Origin of the sequence: Streptomyces sp. URMC 127 (genome assembly GCF_051386535.1) — a bacterium.
Lineage (GTDB): Bacteria > Actinomycetota > Actinomycetes > Streptomycetales > Streptomycetaceae > Streptomyces.
Genome location: NZ_JBPQTW010000227.1, coordinates 1 through 10,759 on the forward strand (window position 1 = coordinate 1; position 10,759 = coordinate 10,759).

Sequence of the window (10,759 nt, forward strand, 5' to 3'; positions counted from 1 at the left end):
CGGCCTCGTCGGCATCCTCGGGGGCCCCTCGGCGTCATGGCCGGTTTCGGAGCCGGTGGCAACGGCAAGCCGGATGTCGGCCCCGAAGACGGCGACAGCGGTGGCGCCGGTGGTTCGGGCGCGGGAGGCAGCAGCGGAGCGTTCGTCGACTGCACGCTGAACGTCAGGCCCGGTCAAGTCCTGACCATTGTCCTGGGGAAGGGCGGTGCGGGCGGGAAGCCGGGTGGCAAGGGCGGCCGCGGCGGTATGAGCACGAGGTGGAACTGGAGGCACGGCAAGAACGGAGAGCTGGTCACTCATCCCCGGACCTGGGCGAAGAGCGGCTCCGCAGGGAAGATCGGGCATCCTTCGGGGCCGGGTGGACGTACCAGTATCAGGACCGGAACCGCTGAAACCGGGTTTCTCAATGAGTTCCTCAAAGGTGAGCTGGCTTCCGCCGAAGGCGGGCAGCTCGGCGGGAATGCGGGGCAGGGGGCAGTTCGCCGGGATGGATCTCGCGCTCACCCCGGTGGCGCGGGTGGCGCGGTAAGGCAGGCGGCCCCGCTGGCTACCCGGTGCAACGGGGCGAGGGGATCGTCAACGCCCACCCTGGGCAGCGCCGGACTGACCGGCTCTCCGGGAACGAACCTTCCGGACGGAATCGAAGTATTCGGACCGAACGGTCCGGTCGGAGGTAAGGGCGGCAGGGGTTTTGCTGTCCTCGACCCTGTCTATCGCACGTTCCCCGTCTACGGCGGAAACGGCGGTGATGGTGGCCGCGGCGGCGAGGGCGGCAAGGTGTCGATTACTTCCGGATTCGAAGCCGGCGCTGGGCAGGCGGGCATGCGAGGCCAGAACGGAGCGGTTCTCCTGACGTGGTAGCGAGCCGCGCCGAATCGGAACGGGCCTCACCAGTGGGGCCCGTTCCGATCAGCGCTCATGTCGGCATAACGAAAGGGCGAAAGTGACTCGACATACCTGTATGCGGACCATGGCTCGTGTGGCAGCCGTGCTTACCGGTCCTGCACTCTGCCTGGGCCTCCTGGCGCCGTCGGCTTCCGCTGACCCGGCGGTCGCTGTCGGAACCAGCCTATTGCCCTGCGAGGCACGAGATGGTGGCTACTTCTGCGACCTCAACGACATCGCAAGTGCGCTCGCCGACCTTCTCAACCCCATCTTCAAGACCACCTGCGTGAACCCGGCGAAGGACACCATCGCCTGCCGGGTGAACTCGGGTGACACACCGTTTGAGTAGTCCAACTGACAGGTTCCGCCGAGGCGAAGCTCGTATGCACGCATGAGTGCGGCCCGCAGCCGATGTGGCTACGGACCGCACTCATGCGTGGAGCCTAATTGTCTACGGATGTACCTCGTCCGCCTCGGCGAGGCCGACGCCGACCTCCAGCCAGAGAACTGCCGGCCTTACGATCTCCGGCACGCGCTCAGCACCCCGTCCTCCGTCGTCACCGGGTTCGAGCGCCACCACCAGGACCACGCCCCCGGGCCCGGCCGCGCCCTGCCGAGGCTCGCGGCGCCCGCGAAGGCCCGGGGTGGGCCGGTGCCCTGTGGTGCAGAACGCTTAGACGGGGCACAGGTGCACACATGGCGCACGACCACTCGGCTGCACCGCCGTCGTGGCTGACTTTCTGTGGTACGGGTCTTCACCCTGCGGTCGGCTCCCCAGCCCCTTCTGCCCGTTGCCGACTGCAAGTTGTGACGGGAGGCAGGGCACCTTGACGGGAGGGAAGCTCGGGGCCATCGTCTGTGCAACCAGACGCAACCGAGTAGGTGGGAGTCACGGTCATGGCTCTACTGTTCTTCGGTAAGGACCCGAACACCAATGGCGACGACTGCCCCACGGTGTGGGTGGACGGCAAGAGCGCCGACCTCGTGTTCCAGGGCTGGAAGGCCGACGACGAGACCGAAGCAGAGTGCCGTACGGTGGGCCACATCCCCGACACGGAAGCAGTGATCCGGATTCCGGCGCGCATGGTGCCGCTGATCAGGAAGGCGTGCGATGAGGCCGAACAGCGTTCCGCCGTTCACTGATCTGATCAGGGAGTGCCACCGGTCGGCCGTCCATCTGGAGCTGCGGGACACGTACAGCGTCGCCTCGGAGGCCGACGACTTCGCGGAGTGGCAAGCCTGCGGACGGATCACGCCCGAGTCGGTGGAGCGTCGTCGCCCATGGCTCGACCTGGTGCGAAGCGCGGTAGCGCGCGGCGTGGAGATGCGGCGAGCCCGAGTGGTCTCCGTGCCTGTGAGCGAGTACATCCGTTACGAGCATGCCGGGACGTACCTGAACGTCGCGGCTGGCGAAAAGGTCCGATGGCTGCCCAGGAGGGACGCGGCCACGCTCGCACTACCGGGCGCGGACTTTTGGCTTTTCGATGACCGGCTGATCCGCTTCGGGCACTTCACCGGTGACGGTGCCTCCGCAGGGCACGAGCTGTGCGACGACCCGGCGGTGATCAAACTGTGCGCCGAGGCGTTCGAGGCGGTCTGGCAGCGCGGCATGCCCCACACGGAGTTCGCTGTCTAACGGCGCCAGCAGACGAGTCAGCTCATGCCCAAGTATCAGTCATCAAGCGTCGAAGCTGCACGCAAGGCAGTGGCGGCGAAGCTGCGTGAGGTCCGTCTCGACGCCGGGCTGACAGGGCATGAGCTGGCCGTACGCTGCGGGTGGAACAAGTCCAAGTCCTCACGCATCGAGAACGCGCGTACGCCGCCATCCGACGCGGATATCCGTACATGGTGCGCGGCATGTGATGCCGACGACCAGGCGGCGGACATCATTGCGGCGTCGCGGTCCGCCGACTCCATGTATCTGGAGTGGAAGCGCCTGCAGCGCACTGGCCTGCGGCGACTGCAGGAATCACGCATCCCGCTCTATGAGCGGACGAAGCTGCACCGGGGGTATGCGTCACACGTCGTACCCGGCTTGTTCCAGACTCCTGCGTACGCGTCCGCATTGCTCTCGGTCATCCGCCGTTTCCACGGCACACCCGACGACACGGCCGAGGCTGTGGACGCCCGTATGGCTCGGGCCCGCGTTCTCCAGGAGGCAGGGCACCGGTTCACTCTGCTGATTGAGGAATCGGTGTTGCGCTACCAGATCGGCGACGCCGAGACGATGGCCGGCCAGTTGGGGCACCTGCTGTCGGTCATGTCGCTTCCCGCTGTCTCGGTCGGGATCATCCCGTTCACCGCGCAGAGCCGCGGCATGTGGACCCTGGAGGGCTTCAACATCTTCGATGACGAGCGGGTCCACGTGGAGCTGCTGACGGCCCAGGTGACCGTCACGGCGCCGGGTGAGGTTGCGATGTACGTCAAAGCCTTCACCGAGCTGCGGGAGCTGGCCGTCTACGGGGCGCCGGCCCGAGCTGTGGTGACCGCAGCACTCAACTCCCTCCGGTGAAGACTCGCGTGCAACAACGTAGAACTCGCTGGATGGTCGGACTTTCGTGCTCCTAGCGTGTCGCCATTCGGACGACGCGAGGAGCGGGGATGAGCACTCGTAGGACGACCATGTCGCCGGCACCCCACCTGGGGTTGCCGACCTTTGAGCCGCCGGAACCGGTCCCCGGTTGCGGTGAGTGCACGAAGTTGGCGGATGCCCGGTTGGCCGCCCGGACGGCAGGTGACTACACGACCGTCACGGACTGCGACATCAGGATGCGCAGGCACGCGGAGGGGCACCGGTGAGCCGCGCCTTTCGGTTCGCGCCGTACACGATCACGCAGGACGAGGCGGTGTGTCCCGAGTACACGGCTGAGTGCGTGGCTGGGGATGAGGAGGAGTGCGGGGCGCACTCGGGCCGCTTTGTCGACCGCGGGGCCGTCGAGGGGTGGATGTTCGAGCACGCCCGGGACACCGGGCACCGGCCGTTCCGGCGGACGTTCACCGATTACGCCGACGTCGACCAGGACCAGGCCGACGAGGATGGGCGGGAGCGTGGCGCGCGGGGCGGGGGCGTCACGGTGGCGCATGGGTTCCCGGTCACCGCCTACGTGCTGATCATGGATCGTCTGGGGCGGATGTTGCTGGTGCATCCGGCGAAGGCCGGCGGGCCGTGGCATCTGCCGGGCGGGCTCGTTGAACCGGGGGAATCGCCCCTTGATGCCGTCCGGCGGGAAGTCCGTGAAGAACTCGGCCTCACCTTCCACACCCACTCCTGGCAGTTCCTCGCCGTCGAATGGCTGCAGGCCACCCGCCCGGAGCGACGCGACCGGCTGTCCTTCCTCTTCACCGGGCCCCGCCTGTACTCCGGCGATGAGAGCCGCATCGTCCTGCAGCGCGAAGAGATCGACGCGTGGCGCTGGGAGTACACCGCCCCTGCCCTCGAAATCCTCCACCCGCGTATGTCCGCACGCGTCGCACGAGCTCTGCGCACCCACCGTGCTCATCCCGCCAGTTACCTGGAAGCCAGGAACGAGGAGGCCACACCATGACCGATTTCCCCGCACGCACCCTCCGGATCGGCACCCGCAGCTCACCCATGGCGCTCGCCCAGGTCGAGCAGGTCTCCGCGCTGCTGCGGAAGCATGAGCCGGAGCTGAAGATCGACGTGGTGCCCGTGACCACGGAGGCCGACAAGTGGCAGGGTGACTTGGCCCAGCTCGGCGGCAAGGGGCTCTACGTCAAAGAGATCGACACCATGTTGCAGCGCGGTGATGTCGACATGGCCGTCCACTGTGTGAAGGACGTGCCGGGGGACCGGCCTCTGCCGCAGGGGCTGATCTTCGCCGCCTACCTGCTCCGGGACGACGTGCGGGACGTTCTGCTCTTCCCGGAGGGCTCCGAGCGGCAGACCCTGGCTGACCTTCCTCCTGGTGCCACCGTGGCCACCTCCGCCGTGCGGCGCAAGGCGCAGATCAATCGGGTACGGCCCGATCTCAGCGTCGTTCGTGTCCGTGGCGCGGTCGGCTCTCGGGTGGAGAAGCTTGACGGCACCCGCAAGATCAGCACCAAGCTCGACGCCATGGTCCTCGCCACCTCCGGGCTTGAGCGGCTCGGCATCGCCCACCGCGGTCGCCAGGTCTTCAGCGTGGACGAGATGCTGCCCGCCGTCGGTGCTGGCACGCTCGGGCTGGAGTGCCGCCGCGACGACGCGGCCGTGACCGGACTGCTCTCCCAGCTCAACGACGAGCGGACCATGACCGAGATCACCGCCGAGCGCGTCATGCTCCACGGCCTCCGCGGGCACTGCAACAGCCCCATCGCCGGACACTGCGTCACCGGCCCCGACGGCCAGCTCTCCCTCCGCGGGATGGTCTTCTCCCGCGACGGGTCCAAGTTCGTCCACGCCCACATCTGGGGCGAGCGCGACAACGACCCCGCCACCCTCGGCACCCGCGTCTGCGCCGAACTGCTGCGGCAGGGAGCCCGCGACATCATCGAGGGCATCCCGCACTGACGAAAGCCCGCTCGCGGACCAGGCGCGGACCACGAGCCCCGTTCGAACGGCTCAGACGGTAGGCTGTCCCCGCATCGTTCCAGGTGAATCGATGCGGGGAGAGTTGCCCGAGCGGCCTAAGGGAACGGTCTTGAAAACCGTCGTGGCAGCGATGTCACCGTGGGTTCAAATCCCACACTCTCCGCCCACTGCGCGCGTTTGCGCAGGTCGGAAGGGGTGCCCCTGGTGGGGCGCCCCTTTTTTCGTGGGTGGGGAGCGCCGCCGGGGCGGCCGCTCGGCCGGTCACTTCTTCTCGCCCACCGGCAGTTCCACGCCCTCCAGCGTCGCCCTGATGCCGTCCTTCTCCACCCTCACGTCCTGCAGGCGCAGGTTGCGCGCCTCCTTGGGGAGGGAGAAGGAGTAGGCCAGGCGGTCCGTGAACTCCGGGAGACGCATGCTGGTCAGGGCTGTGATCAGGTGGGGGTCGATGCCGAGCTTCTTGAGGAGCCAGGGGTGGTCGACGGCGGCGTCGACCAGGTTGACGCGGGTGAGGGCCTCCACGAAGCGGGGCGCGCCCGTCAGCCGGTGCAGTTCCTCCTCGCTCCGCAGGGCCGTCGCGACGTCGGCCCGGGAGACGCCCAGCCGTTCCGCCAGGGCGGGGACGGAGAGCAGGGCCTTTGCGCGTGCCGCGTCGCGGCTGATGCGCTCGGCGGTCTCGTGGTGGAGGGTGAGGCCTTTGCCCTTGCCGGGGCGGTAGGTGGCGATGCCGGGCAGGTCCAGGCTCATGTCGTCGACGTTGGTCGACAGGCTCTGACGGCCCGAGAGCTGGAGCCGGGCCTGGGCGCGTACGCGCAGCTCCTGGCCCGCGATCGTGAGCTTTCCGGCGGCGTCGACGGCGTGGTCGTCGCGCCGGCTGAAGCGGACCTGGGAGGCGGCGAGTTCGCGGGTCATGTCGTCGAAGGAGAGGCGGACCTCACCGTCCAGGTTTCCGACGACCGCGCCCCGTATGGCGTTCGGCAGGCTGCCGGTCAGCCGGATGTCGCGTGCGCTTGCCCGGACCTCCGCGAGGGACACGCGCTCGGCGGCCACGTGCGGCACGGTGACGTCCACGCGCTGCAGCCGCTTGTCCAGGACCTGGGTGAGGAACGGGAAGCCGTGGATGTCCACCTGCGGAGCGGCCGCCAGGTGGAGCTCCTGCTGGAGCTTCTGCTGTGCCTTCTTCTCCGCGTACATCTGCGCGCAGCGGTCCGCCAGGACCAGGATCCCGCCGCAGAGGAGGACGGCGATCAGCAGCTTGAGGGCGCGGGGCACGGCCGCGAACGGGCTGCGGCGACGGCGCCGGCTCCGGCCCCGGCGGCGCTTGGCGCGGCGGTGGTCGGGCGGGGACCAGGGATCGTCGTCCGCCTCCGTGTCCGAGGGTATGCCCGGTTCTCTCTCCCCTTCCGGTTCCGCTTCCGGGTGCGCCAGGCGTACGGGGATGAGCGGGAGCGGCTCGGTGCGGGGGTCCGGGTCGGCGAGCTCGGCCAGTTCTTCGTACGGGTTGTGGGGACGGGAAGGCATGCGGGTGGGGGTTCGCATCGCTACATCCCACCACGTGCGAACCCCTCGAACGCAAGGGCTACCGGCAGTACGTCCGAAAACGACACCGGTGCGCGCGTCAATTCCGCTTTGTCGTGGACCTGCCCGGCTGAGTGCTGATCATGTACTGTTGCTCCCGGCCAGTTGGCAGAAAAACGACCCAGGAGGTGAGACCCATTACCGCAGTGGCAGGCCGGGTGCTCTCATCCCACGGTCGTACGGTCGCTTCTTCCCTGCAGCACCTGTAGTCGACCCGCGGAGAGCGCCCTTCGGATATCCGGAAGGCTCTCATGGTTGATTCGTCTCCTTCTGTCTCTCTTCTCTCTCCTCACTCCCCTCTCGCCGCCTCCTCCTCTTCTTCTCCTTCGGGGTTTGCGCGCACCGTCTCCGCGCTCCGCGCCGCCGGCTGTGTGTTCGCCGAGGACGAGGCCCGGCTCATCCTCTCCGCGGCGCGTACCACCGCCGAGGCCGAGGAAATGGTCGCGCGCCGCGCCGCCGGCCTTCCCCTCGAACACGTCGTCGGCTGGGCCGAGTTCTGCGGCCTGCGCATAGCTGTCGACGCCGGTGTCTTCGTGCCGCGGCGGCGTACGGAGTTCCTGGTCGGGCAGGCCGCCGCCCTCGCCCTCACCCTCGCTTCCCCGCGCGCGGTCGTCGTCGACCTGTGCTGCGGATCCGGGGCGGTGGGCGCCGCCCTGGCCACGGTCCTCGGTGACATCGAACTGCACGCCGCCGACATCGACCCCGCCGCGGTCCGGTGCGCCCGGCGGAACATCGGCGCGGACGGCACCGTCCACGAAGGCGATCTGTACGAACCGCTGCCGCGGGAGCTCCGGGGGCGGATAGACGTACTCGTGGCCAACGCGCCCTACGTGCCCACCGAGGCCATCGCCCTGCTGCCCGGCGAGGCCCGCGACCACGAGGCGCGGGTGGCCCTGGACGGCGGGTCGGACGGGCTCGACGTGCAGCGGAGGGTGGCCGCGGCGGCCGTGGACTGGCTCGCACCCGGCGGGCACCTGCTGGTCGAGACGAGCGAGCGCCAGGCGGGTCGTACGGCCGGAGTCTTCACGGCTGCCGGGCTGAGCGCGCAGGTCGTCGTGTGCGACGACCTGGACGCGACCGTGGTGGTGGGTACGGCACCGCCCGGGCCTCGTCCCGTCTGAGCGTTTACGGCCCCTCCTGCCTGTCCTTCGCGGCCATGTTTACGGAACTGGCCGAATTTTCGCCGGAACGGTTCTGCCCTTGTGGCCCTTGGGTTTCAAGGGCTCGCTGAGCGGCGGGGGACTGGGGCCGGGCGAAGTGACGGGGTTTATTCAGGAGTGGTCATGCTTGCGAGGGAATGAAGAGCGACGGGTGGTTCGCCGGGGATTGGGCGGGCAATCTTGCTGTGCGACGTCGAAAACATCGCCGGGCGGCCGGCCAACCGTCTTGCGCCGACAGGTAGTTCAGGCTCTGGCGCAGCAGTCCCGCCCCGCAGCGGGTCCGCTCGCAGCAGCGCCGCCCGTAGTTCCGCTCGTAGTTCCGCTCAGTGTTCCGGAGGAATTGAAATGGCTAGCACCCGCACTGCTCGCGTCCTCACCACCGCCGCCGCCGTCCCCGTGGCCGCCGTCCTCCTCTCCGGCGTCGCCCACGCCTCCGACGACGGCAACGGCAACCAGGTGGCGAACCGCGGGTCGAACGCCGCGGCCGCGGCCGTCGTCGGCAGCGGCGTCGGGGGACACAACGACGGCAACTCCACCACGACGCAGCAGCAGGCCACCGGTGCCGGCGCCCACAACGCGGCCAACACGGCGAGCGTCAACGGCCCCGGCAACACGGCCATCCGCCAGGACAACGTCACCATCATCTTCACGGACGACCGCTGGTAGGCCCGGGAGTCCGGGGCGGGGGAGGCACTGCCGGGGGCGGCACCGGTGATCGGGTTACCAGGTGAGCAAGTGACCAGGTAAGCGAGTGGCCAGGTGACCCGACGGCCGGCACAGAGGGTCTGGTGATGGTTCGCGGCGGCATTCCGATGCCGCCGCGCAGCCATGTCCGGCCCGCGCAGCCATGTCCGGAGGGATGCGGGCCTTGACCGGCCTCCTTACACCGGCCTCTCTACACCGGCCTCTCTGCACCGGCCTCTCCACACCGGCCTCTCTACACCGGCCTTCTTGACCGGCCTCCTGGAGCTGACGGATAGTCAGCTAACACAGGGAGGGGGTTGCCCGTGCGTCCGCCCAGCGACGTCCACCACCTGCTCAAGGCCTTCGAGGGCCGGCCCGCCGCCGTCTCCGCGTCCGCCCGCGACCCCGTCAACCTGCCCATGATCCGGCACTGGTGCGAGGCCATGGGCGACACCCACCCCGCCTACACCGGCGAGGACGCGATCGCCCCGCCCACCATGCTCCAGGCCTGGACGATGCCCGGCCTCTCCGGCGGCCCGGGCGCCCGCACCCCCGCCTACGAGGAGCTCTTCGCCCTGCTCGACGGCGCGGGGTACACCGGGGTCGTCGCGACTGACTGCGAGCAGGAGTACGTGCGCCCGCTCCGTCCCGGCGACCGGCCCACGTTCGACACGGTCATCGAGGCCGTCTCCCCCCGCAAGACCACCCGGCTCGGAACCGGCTACTTCATCACCACGATGATGCGCGTGCGGGTCGCCGGTGAGCTCGTCGGCACCCACCGCTTCCGTATCCTCAAATACGCCCCGGCTACGGTCCCGGCGCCCGAGCCGCCCCGTGAGGAGCCGCGCCCCGCCCGCCCCCGCCCCGTGATCAACCGCGACAACGCCCCCTTCTGGGCAGGCGTCGCCGAGCACAAGCTGCTCATCCAGCGCTGCACGGCCTGCGGCACCCTCCGCTTCCCCTGGCTGCCGGGCTGCGGCCGCTGCGGCTCTCCCGAGTGGGGGACCGTCGAGGCCTGCGGCTCCGGCACCGTCCACTCGTACGTCGTCGTGCACCACCCGCCCTTCCCGGCCTTCGACCCGCCCTACGCCGTCGTGCTCGTCGAACTCGCCGAAGGCGTACGGATGATCAGCAACATCACCGGCGTCCCGCACGACGCCGTGCGCATAGGAATGTCAGTCGAGCTGGAATTCATACGACTGGACGGGGGCGGGGAACTCCCGGTGTTCCGCGCCCGAGCGGACCGCCCGGACGGAGCGGAATCATGACGCCCGGCGAAGAACTCCCGCCCCTCACCGTTCCGGTCACCCGTACGCTCATCGTCGCGGGTGCCATCGCCTCCCGTGATTACCAGGATGTGCACCACGACGCCGAGGCGGCCCGCGCGAAGGGCACTCCTGACATCTTCATGAACATCCTCACCACCAATGGTCTGGTCGGCCGCTATGTCACCGACTACATCACCGGACGTCTCGGCCCGGAGGCCGTCCTCCGGAAAGTTTCGATCCGGCTCGGGGTGCCCAGCTATCCAGGCGACGTTCTGGTGCTGACCGGAAGGATCCATTCCGTGAACGAGCGCACCATCGAAATCTCCGTCGTGGGCACGAACCGGCTCGGCCGCCACGTCACCGGCCGCGTCGTGGTCGCCCGCTCAGACGGCCCCGGGACCGTCACATGACCGCCGCCCCCGGAGCCACCGCCTTCACCAAGGACTCCGGCCGCAGCGAGCTCGCCCTGGCCGCCGAGGCCGTCCGCGCGGCCCTCGCCGACGCCGGGCTCGGCCCCCGTGACGTCGACGGCATGGTCACCTTCACCATGGACACCAGCCCCGAGATCACCGTCGCCCAGGCGGCCGGCATCGGCGAGGGCCGCGCGGACGGCCTCGGCGGCCAGGGCGAGCTCGCTGCGGCCGGAGTCCTTGGTG

The 10,759-nt window shown here is 69.3% G+C and carries 11 protein-coding genes, 1 tRNA gene and 1 pseudogene; 12 read left to right on the plus strand and 1 reads right to left on the minus strand.

Features of this window, described 5'->3' with window-relative positions; genetic code table 11:
• Positions 1 to 979: 979 nt before the first annotated feature.
• The 7 genes from ACSNOH_RS29610 (at position 980) to ACSNOH_RS29640 (ending at position 5,579) form a co-directional block, all read left to right on the plus strand.
• Positions 980 to 1,234 (plus strand): hypothetical protein, encoded by a 255-nt coding sequence (locus ACSNOH_RS29610; protein WP_436724522.1) that lies wholly within the window; start codon positions 980 to 982, stop codon positions 1,232 to 1,234.
• Positions 1,235 to 1,782: 548 nt separating this feature from the next.
• Positions 1,783 to 2,028 carry a hypothetical protein gene (locus ACSNOH_RS29615; protein WP_391828708.1) on the plus strand — a complete coding sequence of 82 codons (246 nt, stop codon included), beginning with the start codon at positions 1,783 to 1,785 and terminating at the stop codon, positions 2,026 to 2,028.
• Positions 1,997 to 2,521, plus strand: coding sequence for a DUF6879 family protein (locus tag ACSNOH_RS29620; protein ID WP_436724523.1), 525 nt, complete (start codon positions 1,997 to 1,999; stop codon positions 2,519 to 2,521). Before ACSNOH_RS29615 ends, ACSNOH_RS29620 begins: the two co-directional genes overlap by 32 nt.
• Positions 2,522 to 2,545: 24 nt before the next feature.
• Positions 2,546 to 3,397 (plus strand): helix-turn-helix domain-containing protein, encoded by an 852-nt coding sequence (locus ACSNOH_RS29625; RefSeq protein WP_436724524.1) that lies wholly within the window; start codon positions 2,546 to 2,548, stop codon positions 3,395 to 3,397.
• Between the two features lie 283 nt (positions 3,398 to 3,680).
• On the plus strand, positions 3,681 to 4,430 hold the full coding sequence (locus tag ACSNOH_RS29630) for an NUDIX domain-containing protein (protein ID WP_436724525.1): 750 nt from the start codon (positions 3,681 to 3,683) through the stop codon (positions 4,428 to 4,430).
• Positions 4,427 to 5,395 (plus strand): hydroxymethylbilane synthase, encoded by a 969-nt coding sequence (gene hemC / locus ACSNOH_RS29635; RefSeq protein WP_436724526.1) that lies wholly within the window; start codon positions 4,427 to 4,429, stop codon positions 5,393 to 5,395. The genes ACSNOH_RS29630 and hemC overlap by 4 nt, the downstream gene beginning before the upstream one ends.
• A 97-nt stretch (positions 5,396 to 5,492) precedes the next feature.
• A tRNA-Ser gene (locus ACSNOH_RS29640) sits at positions 5,493 to 5,579 on the plus strand.
• A gap of 98 nt (positions 5,580 to 5,677) precedes the next feature.
• On the opposite strand, the gene ACSNOH_RS29645 is transcribed toward ACSNOH_RS29640, so the two are convergent.
• Positions 5,678 to 6,934, minus strand: coding sequence for an LmeA family phospholipid-binding protein (locus tag ACSNOH_RS29645; protein WP_436724527.1), 1,257 nt, complete (start codon positions 6,932 to 6,934; stop codon positions 5,678 to 5,680).
• Between the two features lie 308 nt (positions 6,935 to 7,242).
• Between ACSNOH_RS29645 and ACSNOH_RS29650 the strand changes: the two genes are divergently transcribed.
• From ACSNOH_RS29650 to ACSNOH_RS29670, 5 genes and pseudogenes are all read left to right on the plus strand, one after another.
• A complete protein-coding gene (locus ACSNOH_RS29650) occupies positions 7,243 to 8,112 on the plus strand; it encodes a putative protein N(5)-glutamine methyltransferase (RefSeq protein WP_436724528.1) in 870 nt (289 codons plus the stop codon).
• Positions 8,113 to 8,496: 384 nt separating this feature from the next.
• Entirely contained in the window at positions 8,497 to 8,817 is a 321-nt protein-coding gene (locus ACSNOH_RS29655) for a hypothetical protein (protein WP_436724529.1), read from the plus strand.
• Positions 8,818 to 9,152: 335 nt separating this feature from the next.
• On the plus strand, positions 9,153 to 10,103 hold the full coding sequence (locus tag ACSNOH_RS29660; RefSeq protein WP_436724530.1) for a bifunctional MaoC family dehydratase N-terminal/OB-fold nucleic acid binding domain-containing protein: 951 nt from the start codon (positions 9,153 to 9,155) through the stop codon (positions 10,101 to 10,103).
• Positions 10,100 to 10,513 carry a MaoC/PaaZ C-terminal domain-containing protein gene (locus ACSNOH_RS29665; RefSeq protein ID WP_436724531.1) on the plus strand — a complete coding sequence of 138 codons (414 nt, stop codon included), beginning with the start codon at positions 10,100 to 10,102 and terminating at the stop codon, positions 10,511 to 10,513. Before ACSNOH_RS29660 ends, ACSNOH_RS29665 begins: the two co-directional genes overlap by 4 nt.
• Positions 10,510 to 10,759: pseudogene (locus tag ACSNOH_RS29670) on the plus strand (hypothetical protein); the annotation flags it as partial. The gene ACSNOH_RS29665 and the pseudogene ACSNOH_RS29670, both read left to right, overlap by 4 nt.